The 19,226-nt window shown below is 33.5% G+C and carries 20 protein-coding genes; 12 read left to right on the top strand and 8 right to left on the bottom strand.

From position 1 onward, the window contains the following. The first annotated feature begins 496 nt into the window (after positions 1-496). The 8 genes from AB8B65_RS07215 (at position 497) to AB8B65_RS07180 (ending at position 7,855) form a co-directional block, all read left to right on the top strand. On the top strand, positions 497-925 hold the full coding sequence (locus AB8B65_RS07215; protein ID WP_405300203.1) for an ABA4-like family protein: 429 nt from the start codon (positions 497-499) through the stop codon (positions 923-925). Then, positions 922-1,722 (top strand): hypothetical protein, encoded by an 801-nt coding sequence (locus tag AB8B65_RS07210; RefSeq protein ID WP_405300202.1) that lies wholly within the window; start codon positions 922-924, stop codon positions 1,720-1,722. Before AB8B65_RS07215 ends, AB8B65_RS07210 begins: the two co-directional genes overlap by 4 nt. A 6-nt stretch (positions 1,723-1,728) precedes the next feature. Continuing rightward, positions 1,729-2,793, top strand: coding sequence for a sensor histidine kinase (locus tag AB8B65_RS07205; protein ID WP_405300201.1), 1,065 nt, complete (start codon positions 1,729-1,731; stop codon positions 2,791-2,793). A gap of 2 nt (positions 2,794-2,795) precedes the next feature. Continuing rightward, positions 2,796-3,566 (top strand): LytR/AlgR family response regulator transcription factor, encoded by a 771-nt coding sequence (locus tag AB8B65_RS07200; RefSeq protein WP_405300200.1) that lies wholly within the window; start codon positions 2,796-2,798, stop codon positions 3,564-3,566. A 41-nt stretch (positions 3,567-3,607) separates the two neighbouring features. Further along, complete coding sequence (locus AB8B65_RS07195) at positions 3,608-4,696, top strand: SGNH/GDSL hydrolase family protein (RefSeq protein ID WP_405300198.1); 1,089 nt, start codon at positions 3,608-3,610, stop codon at positions 4,694-4,696. A gap of 28 nt (positions 4,697-4,724) precedes the next feature. After that, complete coding sequence (locus AB8B65_RS07190) at positions 4,725-5,204, top strand: DinB family protein (RefSeq protein WP_405300197.1); 480 nt, start codon at positions 4,725-4,727, stop codon at positions 5,202-5,204. A gap of 220 nt (positions 5,205-5,424) precedes the next feature. Further along, positions 5,425-6,696 carry a hypothetical protein gene (locus tag AB8B65_RS07185; protein ID WP_405300196.1) on the top strand — a complete coding sequence of 424 codons (1,272 nt, stop codon included), beginning with the start codon at positions 5,425-5,427 and terminating at the stop codon, positions 6,694-6,696. Beyond that, positions 6,686-7,855: a glycosyltransferase family 2 protein gene (locus tag AB8B65_RS07180; protein WP_405300195.1), complete on the top strand. Its 1,170-nt coding sequence runs from the start codon at positions 6,686-6,688 to the stop codon at positions 7,853-7,855. The genes AB8B65_RS07185 and AB8B65_RS07180 overlap by 11 nt, the downstream gene beginning before the upstream one ends. A 317-nt stretch (positions 7,856-8,172) precedes the next feature. Here AB8B65_RS07180 and AB8B65_RS07175 read toward each other — a convergent pair whose 3' ends face one another. The 4 genes from AB8B65_RS07175 to AB8B65_RS07160 form a co-directional block, all read right to left on the bottom strand. Then, the gene (locus tag AB8B65_RS07175) at positions 8,173-8,838 is read right to left on the bottom strand and encodes a class I SAM-dependent methyltransferase (protein WP_405300194.1); all 666 of its coding nucleotides are present in this window, start codon (positions 8,836-8,838) and stop codon (positions 8,173-8,175) included. Positions 8,839-8,970: 132 nt separating this feature from the next. Beyond that, complete coding sequence (locus AB8B65_RS07170) at positions 8,971-11,325, bottom strand: TonB-dependent receptor plug domain-containing protein (protein ID WP_405300193.1); 2,355 nt, start codon at positions 11,323-11,325, stop codon at positions 8,971-8,973. Further along, entirely contained in the window at positions 11,326-12,234 is a 909-nt protein-coding gene (locus AB8B65_RS07165) for a FecR family protein (protein WP_405300192.1), read from the bottom strand. It lies immediately after the preceding gene. A gap of 50 nt (positions 12,235-12,284) precedes the next feature. Continuing rightward, a complete protein-coding gene (locus tag AB8B65_RS07160; RefSeq protein WP_405300191.1) occupies positions 12,285-12,794 on the bottom strand; it encodes an RNA polymerase sigma factor in 510 nt (169 codons plus the stop codon). A gap of 188 nt (positions 12,795-12,982) precedes the next feature. On the opposite strand from AB8B65_RS07160, the gene AB8B65_RS07155 reads away from it, so the two are divergent. From AB8B65_RS07155 to AB8B65_RS07140, 4 genes are all read left to right on the top strand, one after another. Next, positions 12,983-13,867, top strand: a complete 885-nt coding sequence (locus AB8B65_RS07155; RefSeq protein ID WP_405300190.1) for a hypothetical protein — start codon at positions 12,983-12,985, stop codon at positions 13,865-13,867. A gap of 211 nt (positions 13,868-14,078) precedes the next feature. Further along, positions 14,079-14,678: a methyltransferase domain-containing protein gene (locus tag AB8B65_RS07150; RefSeq protein ID WP_405300189.1), complete on the top strand. Its 600-nt coding sequence runs from the start codon at positions 14,079-14,081 to the stop codon at positions 14,676-14,678. A gap of 98 nt (positions 14,679-14,776) precedes the next feature. Then, a complete protein-coding gene (locus AB8B65_RS07145; RefSeq protein ID WP_405300188.1) occupies positions 14,777-15,583 on the top strand; it encodes a DUF6503 family protein in 807 nt (268 codons plus the stop codon). A gap of 1 nt (position 15,584) precedes the next feature. Then, positions 15,585-16,160, top strand: a complete 576-nt coding sequence (locus AB8B65_RS07140; protein ID WP_405300187.1) for a DUF2911 domain-containing protein — start codon at positions 15,585-15,587, stop codon at positions 16,158-16,160. Positions 16,161-16,219: 59 nt separating this feature from the next. Here AB8B65_RS07140 and AB8B65_RS07135 read toward each other — a convergent pair whose 3' ends face one another. The 4 genes from AB8B65_RS07135 to AB8B65_RS07120 all read right to left on the bottom strand — a co-directional run bounded on the left by AB8B65_RS07135 (position 16,220) and on the right by AB8B65_RS07120 (position 19,196). Continuing rightward, positions 16,220-17,056, bottom strand: a complete 837-nt coding sequence (locus AB8B65_RS07135; RefSeq protein ID WP_405300186.1) for a DMT family transporter — start codon at positions 17,054-17,056, stop codon at positions 16,220-16,222. A 67-nt stretch (positions 17,057-17,123) separates the two neighbouring features. Continuing rightward, positions 17,124-17,615, bottom strand: coding sequence for a hypothetical protein (locus tag AB8B65_RS07130; protein ID WP_405300185.1), 492 nt, complete (start codon positions 17,613-17,615; stop codon positions 17,124-17,126). A 134-nt stretch (positions 17,616-17,749) separates the two neighbouring features. Further along, positions 17,750-18,637: a hypothetical protein gene (locus AB8B65_RS07125; protein WP_405300184.1), complete on the bottom strand. Its 888-nt coding sequence runs from the start codon at positions 18,635-18,637 to the stop codon at positions 17,750-17,752. A gap of 73 nt (positions 18,638-18,710) precedes the next feature. Then, positions 18,711-19,196: a DUF4157 domain-containing protein gene (locus AB8B65_RS07120; protein WP_405300183.1), complete on the bottom strand. Its 486-nt coding sequence runs from the start codon at positions 19,194-19,196 to the stop codon at positions 18,711-18,713. Positions 19,197-19,226 lie beyond the last annotated feature (30 nt).

The raw sequence follows: 19,226 nt of genomic DNA, 5'->3' as shown, positions 1-19,226 counted from the left end.
GAATGAAGCAATGAAGCACTATATAGCTGTACCGAAAAGCAAACTAAAAATAGTACATAAAAGTATTTTTTGACCATATAAAAGCGTATCTAATTGTTGGACAATCGTGTTTTATCAAAAAAGATAGAAGTGTTAAATTTTTAACATTTTTAAATGTACTTAATATCTTTTATAAATGTAAGAATCGTAGCGATAAATTGTGAGTGCCAGATAAATTTTCAAAATAATTCAATTAAATCCATTTATTTTTGCGGATTTCCGCATTCGAGACACTTTTCTTCATTTTTTAACATACTAGATGTTTGTTAAGGCTAAATTAACGTTGTATTCTTTTTTGTAAAACAGTATATAAAATGATTTTCTTCTCCTAATTTTTAAGGAAACAACACTTCAATCCACAATTACGACAATTCAACAAAAAGCGCTATTATTTTTCTCCAAACTGTTGCACTTTTGAACCATCAATCAAAAAACGAACTTTTAAAAATTACAAAGTATGACACCAGCACAAGTCTTTTCAATTGTCGGAATGCTCGCTTTACCAATGTGGGCATTGCTCATCTTTCTTCCCAAATGGAAAGTGACCCGATTTCTAATCGATCATAAAATTATTCCCATCATTTTATCGGTTGTCTACGCCATTTACATCACAATAGCAATTATAGATGGCGGCATGATGGATTTCGGAAGTTTAAAATCAGTCATGCAACTATTCACCGTTGAAAACGCTGTTTTAGCTGGTTGGATTCACTATTTAGCATTCGATTTACTAGTTGGCATGTGGATCGTAAACCAAAACAAAAGCTTGCAAATTCATCCTGTAATCTTGGCGCCTTGTCTACTTGGAACATTTTTATTTGGTCCTGTCGGATTTCTAGTTTTTATGAGTATAAAAACGATCAAACTTAAAAATTCAAAAGCATGAAACTTATAAAACACATCTTCAGCACCGTAAAAACAGAAAGTCCAATACTATTTACCATTGTCATAATACATTTGGTTGGTGCAGTAGTTTGTATTGGCGGATTATGTATTGATGAAAGAACTTTAGCAGGCGTAAGTGTTTGGATAAAACCTCTAAAATTCTGGATTTCTGGAGGAATCTATATTTTAACACTAGGTTTTTTAGTGACCAAATATCCATATTCCACAAAAAAGAAAAACATAGTAAGAAATATTGTTTCTTGGTCACTATTATTAGAAACAGGAATCATTTTCTATCAAGCAACAAGAGGCGTTCGTTCACATTACAACCAAGATTCTATGTTTGATGGAATATTGTTTGGAATTATGGGAATTTTAATTGCCATCAATGTATTAATGATGGTATTATTAGCTTTTGATTCGGCTCGATTAAAACTAACAGTAGCAAAACCAATTCAAATAGCAATTCTCATCGGTTGGCTTGTTGTAATTATTGGAAGTTGGGTTGGCGGACAAATGATTAGTCAACTAGCACACAATGTTGGTGTAGCTGATGGCGGCGAAGGATTACCTTTGGTAAATTGGAGCACAGTTGCAGGCGATTTACGAATTGCACACTTTTTTGGATTGCATGGCATTCAAATAATTCCGTTATTCGCATGGGTACTTTCTAAAAAATGGAAAACTTCAGCCAAAAAACAAGTTATTACCGTTGTTATTTTTGGATTGTTATACGCTGCTTGGATTGCATATACGTTTTACCAAGCGAAACAAGGAATGCCACTCATTAAACACTAAGAAAATATGAAGCTTTTCAACAAAGAAAGACGCTTAAAATATATAGGATTTAACGACGCTTGGTTTGTTGTAATCTGGATAATTATCCTAAGTTTTGTGACGTATTATTTATTTAATAGATCACTGGTGCGATATTCATTTTGGGAAGCAGTAGTCAATTGGGGAATTTCATTTTTCTTCTCGGTTTTTAATTGGTTTGTGATGCGATTCAATTTTATATTCTTACGAAAGAAGTTTCCAGGTGTAGACGAAGTTGGCAAACGAGCATTATTTTTATTTATCCTGATCGTTATTTCAGTTACATCAATAGATTTTATTGGTGGTATGTTGTTAGCATATGCTTTTGATTATAACTATTATTTTTCAGAACGTTATCGTGTACTATTACCAATCATTATTATAAGTATTATGGTAATGGCAATTTATGAAGCAATTTACTTCTATCTTCAACTCAAAAAATCGATTCGTGAAGAAGAACAAGCAAAACAAGTCGTGGTTTTGGCACAATTAGATGCTTTACGCAATCAGGCACAGCCACATTTTTTCTTTAACAGTTTAAATACCTTGCGCGATATTATTGATCAAAACTCAAAAGAAGATGCTAAAAAATTTGTAGACAAACTCTCAGATGTATACCGTTTTATCTTAGATGCAGGCGATGCGAACGTAATTCCACTTCGTGACGAACTCAAATTTGCACGTGCGTACATTCACATTCAAAAAGAACGTTTTGGCCCAAATTTAAAACTCAATTGGCAACTGCCAGAAACTATTTTAGACAAAATGATTGTACCCATGAGTTTGCAATTATTACTCGAAAACGCCATCAAACACAATGTCATTTCGCGTTCAAAACCCTTAACGATCAATATAACTGTTCAAGGAGATTACTTAGTTGTACATAACAAAATGCAATCAAAATCAACACAATTGCCATCGACCAAATTAGGCTTAAAAAACATTGAAAAACGACACAGTTTAATCTCAGACAAACGACCAAAAATAGAAAACAACGGAAAGGAATTTACAGTAGCAATACCATTACTAACCTCTTCTGAAATAAAAGCATAATTATGAATGTACTCATCATAGAAGACGAATTTCGCGCAGCAAATCAGTTGCAAAATATGCTGCAAAAATGTGGTTTTCAATACAATTTACTAGACACAATTGATACGGTAGAAGATGCTGTACAATGGTTTCAAACCAACGAAATGCCCAATTTGGTTTTTATGGACATTCAATTGGCAGATGGTTTAAGCTTTGAAATCTTTCAAAAAGTTGAGGTCGAAGCGCCAATCATCTTCACAACGGCGTTTGATCAATATGCAATTCAGGCATTTAAAGTAAACAGTGTTGATTACTTGCTAAAACCTATTCAGGAAGAAGATTTACAAAAAGCACTTCAAAAATTCAACAAATCCAATCAATCGCAACACATAGAAAATTCGGTTTTAAAACAATTACTAACCAGTATACAATCGCAAACCGAACAAAAAAACGCTAAAAAACGAAACGGTTTATTAGTAAAAGAAGGCACAGGATTTGTGCAAATAAAAATTGCCGATTTATTATATGTGTATTCTGAAGACAGTGTAACATTTGGCATAACCGAAAGCAAACGCTATGTAATTGACGAAACCATTGATCAGTTATACAACTCGTTTGATCACGGTCAATTTTACAAAATAAATCGCGGACAAATTGTTGCTAAAAGTGCCATTCAAAAAATAAACCCGTATTTCAATCACCGTGTAAAACTATCCGTTTCCAAAGAACGCGATCAAGAATTCATCGTCAGTAGACAAAAAACGAGCGATTTTAAAGCTTGGATGAATTGGTAAACGTAACTTTTAAATTATAAATTGGTATTTTCGTCCTCACAATGCCAAAAAAACTAAAACTCATACTCATAAATAGTTCCATTCTCTTAATTGGAATTATACTAATTGAACTCTGTTTCGGCGGATGGTTTAGTAGCAGCAATCAACTTAGTAACTTAGGAATCATCAAAGACGCCAAATTTGAATTTGATGTACGTAATTTATACGCTACCAAAAAACAAAGTATTACGTATACGAGAGACAAATTTGGACTTCGTGGAATTTCGACCTACAATCAACCCGAAAAAATAAAAATACTCACTGTTGGTGGAAGCACAACCGATCAGCGATATTTAGACGATTCCCAAACATGGCAAGAAATCTTAGAAAAAACATATCGCGACAACGGAAAAGAAATGTACATTTCCAATGCAGGAGTTGATGGGCAATCGACCTATGGACATCTAAAAAGTACCGAAATTTGGTTTCCTAAAATTGAAAAACTACAACCAGAAATTATTCTATTTTACATTGGAATCAATGACTTTTACAGAGTGAATAGTGATGCTAAATACGATGACATTCAACAAATGGAAAGCGGCGGATTCGTAAGTCAAATCAAAGACAAATCGGTATTGTACAATGCATACCGAAAGCTAAAAGGCATACAAAAAGCGACTAAATTTGAAGTCGGACATCGTAAAATCAACTTTTCAAGAACTCCTTATACGCAAGAAGAAATTGTGAATGAAAAACTGTTGGAAATCTATGATAAAAAAAATCTAACAGCTTTCAAATCACGTGTCAAAAAACTCATTGTATACGCAAAAAGTGTCAACGCAACGCCAATATTTATCACACAACCTACACTAACTTACAGAATTAGAAACGGCGTTGTATACGGAACGGAAGCAACGAAATACTTAGAAGAAAAATATGCGTACAATGGTGTTGGATATTACAAATTGCTCAGCAAACTCAACGATGCCATCACAGAAGTTGCAGGAAAAAAATATGTAATCAATCTCAGTAATGAAGAAGACTGGAATATTATGGATTTTTACGATTATTACCACAACACACCAATAGGCGCAAAAAAAATAGGTGAAAAAATCTATCAAAATCTAACGGAACTTGGATTTGTAAAATAGAAGACTAATAGTGCATAACTTACTGGAAATGAATCAGAAAATTGAAACCATACTAAATGCTTTGCATGAAACTCCTCGATTATTAACGGAACTCATTACAGAAATTGATCCTGAATTATATAAAAAGAAAATCATACAGGGAAAATGGTCAATTCATGAACATGCAACTCACATTGGTGTGGGCGATATATACGGATTTCAAAAAAGACTTGAAGAATTTAAAGACAAAGAAAAACCTGTTTTTGAGCCATTATCAGGAGATAGTTTTGATGAAAATTTCTTTATAAACTTAGATTTAAAAAAGACGCTTGCTGATTTTTTTAAAATTCGACAAAAAACGATTCAATTGGCAAAAACATTCAACGCAAACGATTGGAATAAGTTGGCAATTCATCCAGAATATAAAACCTATACGCCATACATTATGTTAAGACATTTATTAATGCATGACCACAATCATTTGTACAAAATTGAAGATTTAGGATTTGGAATTGGACATGTAAAATAATGGAATACAGAACGATGTTACGTCTATGCTAATCTAAAGGAGAATTTTAATAAAAATCCGTGGCAATCTGTATATTTTAAACACAAAATAGTGCTTTTTTAATCAGATTGCTTTGTCAATACTTCCTCATAATGACGTTTTTAAAAACAATTATTAATTTTTGTATAGATCAATCTAAAAAAATATAGATACTTTTACCAAAACGAAAATGGTGAAGTGGATGCAACAAAAAAGTAACATTGCAATCGGAATTTTATTTCTGATTACGTTTGTAGTGGTACTTCGCAATCCTATCGAACTATTTCCAGATTCTTCAGGATATCTAAACATGCACATCATTCGTACGCCAGGATATCCATTATTTTTACAATTCATTCAAAGTATTTTTGGGGATAATTACCAACTTGGAGTTGTCATATTTCAAATTCTATTGGGTTGTTTTAGCATCTACTATTTCATTCGTAAATTACGATCAAGCCATATATTAAATGAGTTTTTCAGTGTGTGTTTTGCGCTTGTATTGCTTTTACCGTTCCTAATAGGTTTACGAATAGCGAATAACATGCTTACCGAATCCATTTCGTATTCCTTATACTTAATTCTAGTAGCAAAATTCATTTCGTTCTTCATTTCAAAAAACAGCAAAGAACTTTACTATTCGCTACCAATTTTAGCATTGTTGCTCATTACACGCTATCAATTTGTATACCTTATTCCGTTAGCATTATTGATGATTTTTTGGATCAGCTATCAGCAAAAATCAATCAAAAAACATGCAGTACTCATTGTATTATTTATAACGCTTCCGCTGATTACGTCTCTGATTGATAAAACGTATCACAAAATAATTCACGGTCATTTTGTAAGTACTCCGTGGACGGGAATGAACATGATTACAGCTCCTTTTTTTGTGTCAGATACTGAAGATGAAGCACTTTTTGAATCTCCTTTAGAAAAAGAATTCTTTAAAAAGACGCACTACAGCTTGATAGATAAAAAGATGAATATCAATAATTTAGAATTGTCTGTCTATCAATCGCCAACTCAGTTTTATATTGCCAATTTTGCAGATATAACGATGGGACCAATTTTTAAAAATGGGAAAGAAGTATTGAGTAATTCGCTCACCAAAGCAGAACGTTTTATCGAACTGAATAAAATGACTAATAAAATGACAATGCCTTTAATTTGGGATAACTTTTCCAAATGGAAACGTTTGTACATTCAAAATGCGATTCATGGTTTTGGCGGAATCAAATATGTACTATTATACTTTTTAATTGCCTTATGTAGTTTGATTGCTTTGCTAAAACGCGATCAAAAAGAATACAAAATACTTGGATTAACTTCGTTACTTTTTATTGGAAACGTACTCATAGTTGCCATCGGAATGCACGCAGTAATTCGTTTTACTTTTTACAACGATTGGGTATTATTCCTCACTATTTTTGTATTATTGAATTCGCTTAACAAAAAACGGTATGAATCCTGAATTATCAATAGTGATGCCTTGTCTCAATGAAGCTGAGACGTTAGAAATCTGTATCAAAAAAGCACAAGCATTTTTTGAAAAACACGACGTACATGGCGAAGTTGTTATTGCAGATAATGGAAGTACAGATGGTTCACAAGCCATTGCCGAAAAATTGAATGCACGCGTAGTTCCTGTAGCCGAAAAAGGATATGGAAATGCGCTCAAAGGCGGAATCAAAGCAGCAAAGGGAAAATATGTTATTATGGGCGATGCTGATGATAGTTACGACTTTTCTAAGTTGGAATTATTTGTGGAAAAATTACGCGAAGGACATGATTTGGTCATGGGAAATCGTTTCAAAGGTGGTGTTAAAAAAGGAGCAATGCCGTTTTTACATAAATATCTAGGAAATCCAGTATTATCCTTTATTGGAAGATTGTTTTTCAATATCAAAATTGGTGATTTTCATTGTGGATTGCGTGGATTTTCCAAAGAAGCATTTCATAAAATGAACTTGAACACTACGGGAATGGAATTCGCTTCAGAAATGATTGTAAAATCCAAACTCAACGGACTCACATTTGCGGAAGTTCCGACCATATTACATCCAGATGGACGTTCGCGTCCGCCACACTTAAACACCTGGCGAGATGGTTGGCGACATTTACGTTTCTTACTCTTATACAGTCCAAGATGGCTGTTTTTATATCCCGCATTTCTATTAATTATTGTCGGAACGGTTTTATCTACGTTACTCATCATAGAACCAATCAGTTTCAACGGAATCGTCTTTGATGTGCACACACTTTTATACACTGCAAGTGCTGTTATCATTGGATTTCAATTTTTAATGTTTTATGGTTTAACCAAAATATTTGCGGTCGAAAACGGATTGCTACCCAAAAGTGATCGCTATAGCAAACTTTTTAAAATATTTACGCTCGAAAAAGGCTTGATTGTTGGTTTCTTGACTTTCGCCTTAGGAATCTATCTTAGTATTTCAGGGTTTTTAGATTGGAAAGCTACAAGTTTTAGCGATTTAAAACCTGCGGAAACATTACGTGTTATTGTTCCTGCCGTATTCACTATTATGCTAGGATTGCAAATCATTCTCTTTAGTTTTTTCTTTAGTATTTTAGGATTGAAGCAAAATATTACTTCAAATCAAAAGAAGTAAATGTTATTTGATAAAAAATATTTAATCTATTTATCCTAATTTACTTTGAAGTTTATTGTCTGTGTTAAGAAATAATGAACTAGCAAGCGAAATTGCGAAGCGTAGCTTCAAGCATGTAGCTTAGGTAGTGAATGATGCGCAGCAATTTCCTATACTCAGACTTGATTTTTTGGTTCGTTTTTTATCAAGAAAAAATGAACGTTACTAAAATCATAATTTGGTATACTAAAGATAAATAGAGTTTAAAAACGCTAAAAGAAGTAGGATTCAAGTTAATCTGAGTTCGATTTGATGTTTTTTGTTAAAAATTGAAAATATCAAGCCTTAATCACACTCACAAATTGATACTTTCCTTTAAAAATATACTTCACTAACGGAAGATGATTATATAGATAAATTGGACAAATAGATTTAATTTCTTGAAGTTCTTGTTTCGCTAAAATGGCCTGAAATCGTTCTTTTGAAAAATAGCGTTTCGGAATTGAAACTCCGTAACCGTAATTCCCAACAATATCAGCTAATTGTAGTAACGATCTTGAGAAAAAACCATATTCAAAATGATCTTTAATAATAATAAAATCAGCAACACGTTTCGCTTCTTGTAACAAACGATTCAAATTTTCTGCATCATGATGCAACACATCACTAAACAAAACTACATGGTATGATTTATCAGTAAAAGGAAGCGTTTTTCCATCAAAGGCAGCATAGTTTTCCCAATTTTTAGTATTTGGATAAATATCAACGCCTGTACAAGAAATATTCGTTCCTTTCTCAGCCAACATATTCGTAATTGTCATATCGCCACAACCAATATCTAACAAACGAATAGTAGCTTCTTTATCAACAGCTAAATCGTGAATTTCCTTAATAAAAAGCGTACTCAATATCTCAATTCTATTGCTATGCGAAGTATTTCGGTGCAATTTGATTAAGAGTTTATCAAAGAAACTTTTTTTGTCTTTTGCTAACGGAGAACTCATGTAGTTTTTAAAATATGGTGTAAAGATAGGTAATATAATACTTTAATAAAGCGACTGTTTTTGTTGAATATTTACAATCTGTATGAATAGCTTAAAGGAATAAAATCTTAGTGAGCTCAGTTAAACAATCACTCAAAACTCCAATCGAACCATAAAATTCGGTGTTCTTCCAAGTGAAATCTTATCAATCGTACGCAATTGAAATTCGGCATTTTGGGTGTTTAAAATAACTCGGTAGTTTCTGTTTAAAATGTTCTTCTGATTGTAAATATTCAACAAAGAAAATCCAAAGGAAGCTTTTAAATCCTTATTCTTAAAAGGCTTGAGCTCATATTTCGCAGAGAAATCCAAACGATGATATGGATTCAAACGTTCCGCATTTCTATCACCATACTGAATGGTAATATTGTTAGCATTGTTACCTTCCAAACCTGTAGCCAAGGTATACGGACGCGAAGTTCGGTAACGCCAACCAAGCGACAATTCCAAATTGCCAAATTTTGCTGATTGTACAAACGACAAATAATGTCGGATATCAAAATTTCCTTCAAATGGATTTGTACTGTTTAAATTGTCAAAAAGAAACTCGTTTCGCGTCAAAGCATAACTCACCAAACTCGTAAAATTATAGAAGCGCTTTTTTACCAAAACATCCAAACCTGTAATGGTACTTGAACCAATAGAAAGTCCGGTAGATTCAATATTAAATCCGCGCGTAAGTGACGTTAAATTGTTGATTTTTTTGTAATACACTTCTGCATCAATGCTCCAAGAATCGTGTTGAAAATTTCCGCCCAAACTCACTTGTTCGCTTCGCAATACAGGAATTGACGTATCATCTGCTGCGACCCAAACTTGATTTTCCAACCCGAAACTCTGCGTTTCAAACTCAATAATCTGACTGATAAACTGATATTGTCGTTCCGCAGAAAATGTAACATTTAACTGTTCGTTCAACTTTTTGGAAACGTGAATTCTCGGTTCAAAAAAGAAATCACTAAGTTCGGTCGCATAACTTCCGCGAATGCCTGTAAAAATCGTCCAATCGTCCTGTTTCCAGCGATGTTCACCAAAAATTGCGTGAATGGTATTTTTAGAATTTTCGGAAGTCACTAAAAAATCGGGATCAAAAATCACATCCGATTGTCGTCCAATCGTATAATCTAACTCGTTTGTAATCAGTTCATAACCGCCAATAAAACGATGTACTTTATTTAAAATATAGGTTGCTTGCGCGTGTACGCCAATTTCGGAAACACTATTTTCTTTAATGTTTTCGTAATCGAATAAACTTGACAATAATTCTTCGCCTAAATACTCAAAATTATATTGTGAAGTTGTTAAATTGACTTCGGTTTTCAAATTTTTATCCCAAGTCTGTTTCCATGAAATACCAATTCCCGCATTATTAATTGACAAATCATCATCCGTACGTCGATTAATTTCGTCAAACTGCGACACAAAATCAAGTTCATTTTTAGAAACAATGGAACTGATACTCAACTGACTATTTTCGGAAATATTGGCAATAATTTTTGCCGTAAAATCAATAAAATAAAAACTGTTATTCGTTTGCGAAAGTACATCACTAAACGTTCCTGTATTATCTGTAATTTTAGTGTTTTGAAAAATTTGTTCAGAAAATTCATCAAACGTAACGGTTTCAAAAGCATCCGAATATGAACGTCGCACAGAAGCAATGACAGCTACTTTTTCGCCGATTGGTTGCTGTACAAACGCATCTACATAAATCATATTTGCGCCCAACCCAACATTAGTTTTCTTCGGAATTTTAGAATGCGATTCAATGTCAATAACACCCGAAATATGATTTCCATACTTCGCGGAAGCTGCATTTTTATAAATCTTTACGTTTTCAATTAGATACGGATTAAAGGAAGAAATCATTCCAAAAAAATGATCGTATTGGTACATTTTAATTCCGTCCCAAAGAATCAAATTTTGATCTGGTGTTCCACCGCGAATGTTCAATCCTGTTGAAGTTTCATCAGGACTTTGAATGCCTGGAATTAGCTGTACACTCTGCAAAACATCAGGTTCTACAAAACCAGGAAGCGTTTGAAAATCTTTCGGAATGGCTTCAATAGCGCCATCAATATTTTTAGAAAAACCTGTCGTTAAATATTCGGAAATCAACACTTCGTCTAAATTGATGATGCGTGCTATATTTTTTTCAGTTTTCAGTTTTTTTAGAATGTACGCTGTTGCAGTAATTTTTTGAAAAACCAACTTGGTTTGCTGTGAAATAGCATCTAAAGTTTCCGAAAGTGTATTGGGCAATTTTTTCAGTGTAATGGTTTGACTTTTAACAATTTTAGAATTGTATGAAATGCTCACTTCAAAGCGTTTTTCAATGTCTGTCAACACAGTTTTTAACGGCGTTTTGTTGTAAGAAGTTGTTTGTGCCTGCGAATGTACCGCGTGAAAGCATACAAGTAATAAATACACTAAATATGCTCGTTTCATCTACTTTTTTGAAAGTGTAACAATGTTTGTATTCAGTTCATAATCAATATCCATAGCTTCAAAAACGGTTTTCAAAGCAATGTCAAGATTGTTGTTGACAAAACGTCCTGTAAAGCGTTCTTGCGTAAAACTTTTTTTGTTTTTTATAATGATTTCATATTGATTTTCTAGTGCATCAATCACTTCGGAAAGCGGTGTTTCGGTAAACGAACTCAAGCCAGACATCCACGTTTTTTCTACGGGATTAAAAGTCCAATCAGTTACTGTTTTTTTATACGTTCGTACTGCTTTTCCTTTGGTTAAAATATGTGCAATATTTTCAGAATTTGTCACATTTACTTTCCCAGAAAAACATTGTACTTCAAAGAAATTATTATTTGTATCTACATTAAATTCGGTTCCTAAAACAGCAACAATTCCTTCGTTTGTAACCACTTTAAAAGGCGAACCTTTGGTAACTTTAAAATACGCTTCTCCATCTAAATGAAGTATTCGTTCATTGGTATAATTATCTTCATCGTAATATATCGTTGATTTAGAATTCAACCTAATTTCAGAGCCATCAGGAAGATTGATAGCGAGTTGTTTTCCAAAATCGGTTTGATAAGTAATAGTGGCATCTTTTAAGAAAAAGTACAATCCGAATAAAATAACCAACGAAGCTGCAGCTGCATATACATACCGAAAATTTAGTTTTCTAACTTTCGGTTTTGCAGCAATTTTCTCTTTGATTTTAGCCAATACAGCCGCTTCATCATACGCAGGATCCGTTAATTTTTCCGTTGCGTTGATGATTTTAGCGTAGCTTTTATAAGCTTCCGTTTGCTCAAAAGCTTGCTTTTCAGCTGAAGATAATTCTCCGCTAAGCCATTTTGCTAAATCAATTTCGTTATTTTTTTCACTATCCATGACTTCTCACTTATATTACAGACAACTCAATAATTGTTTACCCTACCTTTTTAAATATCGCCAATTTCTTTTCGCAATACTTTCAATGCATTATGCATGCGTTTTTCTACTGCTTTTTTTGAAATATCGAGAAATAGGGCAATTTCATTGTACGTTTTTTTATCAATTCGATTCAACAAAAATACTTCGCGCTGCTTCTCTGATAAACTTGCAATGGCATTTTCTAACTTTTGCAAAAATTCTTTTTCTTCCAATAAAAATTCAGGACTTTGCACATCAACTTCCGATTTTTTGGTTTGTTCATGCTGCAATACAATTTTTTTGTGCTTTACCACATTTAAAAATGCATTGTTGGCAACTCTTTTTAAAAAGAATAACGCATTCGCGAATGGTATTTTTTTACAATTATTCCACAATTTAATATATGCTTCTTGTACCATATCTTCTGCCAAACTTGCATCGCCACATTTGTAATAAATATAGTTACGCAAGGTTTTGGAATGCTGCTTAAAAAGCGCATCGAAATTTTGAGTTTCGCAGACTGATTTTTTAGGTTTCAAGATGCTAATTGTTAGTGTTTAAAATTAGTTGATTCAAAAGTAGATAAAAAATATTAACTCATAAGTATTTGTAAATCAATTAAATGTGTTATATTTTTAAAATTAATTTTGGCAAAGGTAGGGTGTAAATAGATACAGTTGTCTATAATTTGTAAACCCAAAAATAAACAAATCAAAATTAAATATCTATGAAAAATTTTCTAAAATTCTCATTTATTCTTGCACTTGCTGTTTTTACTTTTTCTTGTAGTAATGACAACACAGATGTAATCCCAGAAGATGAAAGTGCCACTACAAACGCAGCTTTAAAAACAAGTTTAACAACATACGCACGAACTGCAACGGCGACAAATCCGACAGAAGTTATTTTTCAAAATAATAATGAAAATAGTGATGCACTTGACAACTGTTTTACATTAAATTTTCCGTATACAGTAACCAATGGTAACGTAACCGCTACAGTAAATAGTGAAGCAGAAGCACAAAACTTTTTTAACGCAGGTTATACAGTAGCATTTCCTGTTACAGTGGTTCTTGCAGATGGAAACTTAGTAACCGTGGCAAATGAATTAGAACTTATTGGACTTCTTGAAGATTGTATTGGTGAAGAAATTATTTCTATTGGAAATGATTGTTTTGAATTCAATTTTCCATTAAGTGTTGTGACAGCAGATGGCGCTACAGTAATAGTGAACGACAACCTAGAACTGTTTTCAGTAGAAGATACTGTTGGATTTGTATATCCAATTACTGTAACTGTTGGAAACGCTATTGTAACCGTAAATAACGATGACGAGTTTGACGCTTTATACAACGACTGTTACGACATTGAGCCATGTGACGATTGTGGAACAAACTGTTTTGAAATTGTATTTCCACTTACGTTAATTGACGATGCAGGAAATGTAACGACTGTAAATGACGACGATGAGTTTGTTACTTATTTAGATGGATTAGGGAACGATACCTTCTTCACAATTACATATCCAATGACTATTGAATACGAAGATGAAACACAAGTAACTATAAATAGTGACGAAGAACTAGAAGCGGCATTTGACGCTTGTAATTAGTAAAGTTTGATTATCAATTAATTAAAACAACACGTTTTAAAACAACGTACAGTTTTTATTAGACATTAAAAAACCCTTGTTTCAAAAGAAGCTAGGGTTTTTATTATTTGTAAATTTTAAAAGAAAACATTCGTGAATTCGTAGTAAAAAAATGGGAAGTCTATATTTTAAAATGAAATTCTTTTCAGAACTTTACAGTAAAATTGCTCGAATGAATTCAGACGATACAAAAGAATATTGGTCACAGCGCTACAAAGACGAACGCACAGGTTGGGACATTGGTTCGCCATCCACACCTTTAAAAACCTATATTGATCAATTAGAAGATAAAAATCTCAAAATTTTAATTCCAGGTGCAGGAAATGCGTACGAAGCCGAATATTTGATTCAACAAGGTTTTACGAATGTATTTATTTTAGATATTTCTGAAATTCCACTGCAAGAATTCCAACAACGAAATCCAACCTTTCCCGCAGAAAACTTAGTGTGTGCCGACTTTTTTGCACATCAAGAAACATACGATTTAATTATGGAGCAAACCTTCTTTTGTTCATTTCCACCTTTACCAGAAACCCGCAAACAATATGCAAAACATGCTGCTGAATTGTTAAATATGAATGGAAAATTAGTCGGATTGTGGTTTGATTTTCCCCTTACGGGAGATTTGGAAAAACGCCCTTTCGGTGGAAGTAAAGCAGCATATCTCAGCTATTTTGAACCGTATTTTGACGTAAAAATATTTGAGAAAGCATACAATTCCATTACGCCACGCGCAGGAAACGAACTTTTTGGAATTTTTATAAAAAGTTAAATTCTGTTAAAAATAGAAAGGACTTGTAATTTCTTCGACAAACTCAGCAGCTCAATAAAATAGCTGCAAAACAAACTTTAAAGATTCACACAGTTTTAATGAAAACTACTCAAGCATTTTTGCTCATCACATTATTTTTTAGTTTGATGGCATGCGAAACCAAAGAAAAATCAGCTGTCAAAGCTGCAAAATCAGTTGCAGAAACAATACAAACAGAAACTCCAAAAAAGGTAGATAAAGCCACGAAACTTTTACAGGAAACTATTAAAGCACATGGTGGCGATTTGTACGATCAAGCGAAGTACCAATTTACCTTTAGAGGAAAAAACTATCGTTTTAAAAATGATGGTGACAATTATATGTATAGTTCTTACGGCTTTAAAGATGGTAAATCAACTAAAGATGAACTAAATAATGGAACGTTCTCACGCAAAGTGAATGATGAAAAAGTAGCGCTTTCCGAAAAGAAAAAAACAAGTGCTATTGGTACGCTCAATTCTGTGATTTATTTTGCCACATTACCACACAAACTAAATGATGCAGCTGTCAACAAAAAATTTGTAGAGGAAATCACAATTAAAGGTCAAAAATACGATGTATTAAAAGTTACTTTCAATAAAGAAGGCGGCGGCGAAGATCACGATGATGAATACCATTATTGGATCAATCAACAGACAAAAAAAATAGACTATTTAGCGTATAATTATCAAGTAAATGAAGGCGGCGTTCGCTTTAGAAGTGCGTATAATGTGCGAGTTGTAGATGGAGTTACGTTTCAAGATTACATTAATTACAAAGCAGAAGTTGGTACACCATTAAAGGATTTGCCAGCGTTGTACGAGAAAGGAGATTTAAAAGAATTATCTCGAATAGAAACCCAGAACATAATCAATTTAAAAAAGTAACATGAAAAAAGTAATGATGATGCTTGCGTTTTTCGCAGCAGTAAGTACTGTAAATGCACAAAAATTCTCAAAATTAGGTAAAAGTCCAACAGACATTGCACATTACCCAACAAATGCAGCCAAAAGAGCATTTGCAAAAACAGCTGAACAAAAGAAAGCGTTGGAGCCAAAAATTAGAGTCATTTACGCAAGACCTTATAAAAAAGGAAGAGAAGTTTTTGGAACTTTATTGGAGTTTGGAAAAGCATGGAGAGTTGGTGCTGACGAATCGACTGAAATTTTATTTATGACAGACGTAATGGTTGGTAAAACTAAAGTAAAAGCAGGTCGTTATTCTGTAATTATTATTCCAACAAAAGATAGTTGGACATTGAAAATTAATTCAGAAAATGATGGTTGGGGAAATTACTCGTACGACGCTTCAAAAGATGTTGCTAGTATTACGGTTCCAACACAGAAAAGTAGTAAAGAAATAGAGCAATTATCGGTTGTTTTATATGAAAAAAGCACCAATGTTGTTCACTTAAAAATTGGTTGGGATACGACTGTTGCAGAGTTTCCAATCATGTTGAAATAAGATTAGACACATTTTTAATATAGAGCACTTGCGAGGAATCGTGAGTGCTTTTTTGTGCTTTATTTTGACGTTTTCATATATGTATTCAACGTCAATCCAATAACAATTAAAACGATACCGAGCAGACTCCACAATGTGTACGATTCGTGAAACCAACTCAGTCCGATAAGCATGGTAAAAATGACTTCAATATACTTTAATGGCGCTGCTTTGTTGGTTTCGGCAAGTTGCAAGGCTTTGGTCATATACAATTGTCCTACATAGCCGAAAATTCCTAAGCTGAGTAGCAAAACCCATTCCCAACCAATTGGTGTTTTCCAATACGGAATGCATAAAATTCCGCCAGCTACTAAAGCGACTAACATAAAATAATTTACAACGACAATTGGGTGATCGTGCGAACCAATTTTACGAATAATAATAAACACCAAACCGCTAAAAAAGGCAGAACCTAGCACTAACAAAAGTCCGGTAGTATCAATTTGTGTGTCAAATCCTTTTAAAACGACTACACCACTAAACGCAATGAGGAAAAATAGCCATTGTATGGGTTTTATTTTTTCTTTTAGAAGAAACACGGCAAAAACAGCTGCAAAAATAGGAGAAATATACCGTAGCGAAACTGCCGAACCAATTGGTAAATATTTGATCGACATAAAAAACAATGCCATCGACGTTACACCTACAACGCCACGAAGTATGAGCAATGTGCGTTTATTCCCAAGCATGGAAATATTATATTTTAGCAACAGCGGAATGGTAAAAAATAAGGTTCCTATTGATCGGAAAAACACAATTTGATACGCGTTAAAATCGCCCAAATACTTCACAATTGCATTCAAAAATGCAAAGCCAATGGCGCTAATAATCATAAATTGAATGGCTTTTTTGAGCATTTCATATTGAATTTAATAATGATGCAAAAATAGCTCAAATCGTAACGAAAATTGGGAGTTTTTGAATTTATTTAGCCTTTCCTTTTTTGCCAACTACTTTAAATCCTTTTGGCGCTCCTGCTTGTCTTTTAGCTTCAGCGGCTGCTTTTGCTTGTTTTCTTGTAGCTAAATCGATTTCACGTGCTCTTCTAAGTTTGCCAAGTAATATTTCTTCTTGATCTATCCGATATTGTTCTGAATTATATTTTGCTGTTCCTTTGGTATTTCTGGCTTGTTCTCTTTCTCTAGAATCAATGGACTGCTCCAGTTGGTCAATAGTTTCTAGCATATCGGAAGGTTTATTTGTGCTTATTGTTTTAGTAACTTCACTTTTTAATGATTTTAATTTTCCATCACTTCTTTTAGCGCCGCCTTCTCCTTTCATCGTGATTACTCGTTGGATAGGAGTTGTGTTTTTTCGATTGTCTTTCAAGAAAAAAGAATTATTTTCAGTTTTCTTTTTTTGAACAATTAAAGCAGATTGTGATTGTTCTTTGTTTTTCTCTATATACGATTCCATGATTTATATCTTTAAATTTTTCAATTGATTTGATGAAGGGTAGACATTTAAAGTGTACTAAGGTTACCTCTTTACTTTATATGAATTCTTTAGTTTCATAAATAACATCTATCTGAGTATGTTTTCTTAAATTTTTAATGTTCCGTTTTAGTTATGCCAAGTGCACCTTTTAAAAAGGCAACATTAGCACCAGCTTCGTAGTCACTCATTTGGGCATAATTATTTTTATAAGTAGTCATATTATCAGAAGTGGAACCTTTTTCTAAAGTACCTATTCTACCTATATCCACCGAACTTCCAAGTTCTCGGTCGTATTTCCCTGTCCAACCATGTCCAACGTTATTATCTGCAACGAATCCTTTTACGCCGTTTCTAATATTAAATTGAGGTTTTTTTAATGATTTCCCCACATGTGCTTCCAAGGTGACCAAACTTGAACCATCTTTGGCTACAACTGTAGCAGCATGGTGTTGGCTATTTGAGTTGGCTTCATTGTAGTTATGTTGCATTTTATCTCCAACATCCATCGTTAGTTTGTTAGCATTAGTAGGTTCATTTGCATCAAGTGTTTCAGATACAGCCCTTTTCCCAGTTTTCTTAGGTTCTTCATGGGCAATTAATTTTTGAAGTGCAGATGCAAAATGACCACAATCATTTTTCCCCATAATACCGAACTTTGGTAATTTATCTGTTATTGCATTTTTTTGTGGGTTTTCTAGCGCAGCTTTTTCAGCTTGCAGGTCAAAAGTATGTGTAGTGCTTTTTAACCAACCACGTAATTTAGGCTTTTGATATTCTAGGTGCATTATTCCTCCCATTTTGGGTACAGATATCAAATTTTTTTCTTGATGATTTAAAAGGCGTACATTCGGAATCCATCCGTACAGGTATTTACCCTTAGCATAGCTCGCATCAATTCTTGTATACAATCCTTTAGGTCTTGGATACGCAACATGTTTTTTACTATACAATTCCTCTGGAGAAGATGTGTTTACATAATATTGCTGGTTTGTAGTAGCCATCATTTTTGAAAGATTCACATTTTTAAAAAGCTGCACTATATTATGAGTTCTTGCAGATTTTAACTGTGTACTATTAGAAATACCTTTTTTTCCCTTTTTTTTTTGAATTTGGACCTTCTGGCGTACGTGTTTTCATCTGCAACGCTTTCCCGCCCATCACATCCGCTTCTTTTTCCAAACCAATATTGTCATTTATTTTGGCACCATTCACCGTTTTTGTAGGTTGTACACGTCCTTGTTTTTGCTGTACTACATGCCAAGCTTCGTGTGCTAAATGCTTTTCCTGCCCAGAAGCTACGTGAATATTGGTTCCTTGTGCATACGCATGTGCGTTAAGTTGCGCAGGTTTGGACGAATTGTAATGTACTTTGACATCATCTAACGAATGACCTGATAAGTTTTCCATACCCGATTTTAAATTGTCAGGCAATCCTGTATTATTTTTTTTCTGTTGAATTATTGTCTTTGGACGATTGTCTTCAAGTGCAACTCCTTTGCTTTGATGCGCCGCCGCAGTTTGTGTTTTTTTCTCCGTTTTTTTAGTAAGATGCGCTTTCATGACAGAATTGATTTTTAGTAGTTTTATAAA

The sequence above is a fragment of the Kordia sp. genome (assembly GCF_045105435.1).
In the GTDB taxonomy this organism is placed as follows: domain Bacteria; phylum Bacteroidota; class Bacteroidia; order Flavobacteriales; family Flavobacteriaceae; genus Kordia.
Note: the sequence above shows the minus strand (reverse complement) of the source record. Positions and strands in the feature narration are given on the sequence as shown.

Coding starts and splice junctions, on each gene's coding strand:
- AB8B65_RS07215 (WP_405300203.1), top strand. CDS start 497: ATGACACCAGCACAAGTCTTTTCAATTGTCGGAATGCTCGCTTTACCA.
- AB8B65_RS07210 (WP_405300202.1), top strand. CDS start 922: ATGAAACTTATAAAACACATCTTCAGCACCGTAAAAACAGAAAGTCCA.
- AB8B65_RS07205 (WP_405300201.1), top strand. CDS start 1,729: ATGAAGCTTTTCAACAAAGAAAGACGCTTAAAATATATAGGATTTAAC.
- AB8B65_RS07200 (WP_405300200.1), top strand. CDS start 2,796: ATGAATGTACTCATCATAGAAGACGAATTTCGCGCAGCAAATCAGTTG.
- AB8B65_RS07195 (WP_405300198.1), top strand. CDS start 3,608: ATGCCAAAAAAACTAAAACTCATACTCATAAATAGTTCCATTCTCTTA.
- AB8B65_RS07190 (WP_405300197.1), top strand. CDS start 4,725: ATGAATCAGAAAATTGAAACCATACTAAATGCTTTGCATGAAACTCCT.
- AB8B65_RS07185 (WP_405300196.1), top strand. CDS start 5,425: ATGCAACAAAAAAGTAACATTGCAATCGGAATTTTATTTCTGATTACG.
- AB8B65_RS07180 (WP_405300195.1), top strand. CDS start 6,686: ATGAATCCTGAATTATCAATAGTGATGCCTTGTCTCAATGAAGCTGAG.
- AB8B65_RS07175 (WP_405300194.1), bottom strand. CDS start 8,838: ATGAGTTCTCCGTTAGCAAAAGACAAAAAAAGTTTCTTTGATAAACTC.
- AB8B65_RS07170 (WP_405300193.1), bottom strand. CDS start 11,325: ATGAAACGAGCATATTTAGTGTATTTATTACTTGTATGCTTTCACGCG.
- AB8B65_RS07165 (WP_405300192.1), bottom strand. CDS start 12,234: ATGGATAGTGAAAAAAATAACGAAATTGATTTAGCAAAATGGCTTAGC.
- AB8B65_RS07155 (WP_405300190.1), top strand. CDS start 12,983: ATGAAAAATTTTCTAAAATTCTCATTTATTCTTGCACTTGCTGTTTTT.
- AB8B65_RS07150 (WP_405300189.1), top strand. CDS start 14,079: ATGAATTCAGACGATACAAAAGAATATTGGTCACAGCGCTACAAAGAC.
- AB8B65_RS07145 (WP_405300188.1), top strand. CDS start 14,777: ATGAAAACTACTCAAGCATTTTTGCTCATCACATTATTTTTTAGTTTG.
- AB8B65_RS07140 (WP_405300187.1), top strand. CDS start 15,585: ATGAAAAAAGTAATGATGATGCTTGCGTTTTTCGCAGCAGTAAGTACT.
- AB8B65_RS07135 (WP_405300186.1), bottom strand. CDS start 17,056: ATGCTCAAAAAAGCCATTCAATTTATGATTATTAGCGCCATTGGCTTT.
- AB8B65_RS07130 (WP_405300185.1), bottom strand. CDS start 17,615: ATGGAATCGTATATAGAGAAAAACAAAGAACAATCACAATCTGCTTTA.
- AB8B65_RS07125 (WP_405300184.1), bottom strand. CDS start 18,637: ATGGCTACTACAAACCAGCAATATTATGTAAACACATCTTCTCCAGAG.
- AB8B65_RS07120 (WP_405300183.1), bottom strand. CDS start 19,196: ATGAAAGCGCATCTTACTAAAAAAACGGAGAAAAAAACACAAACTGCG.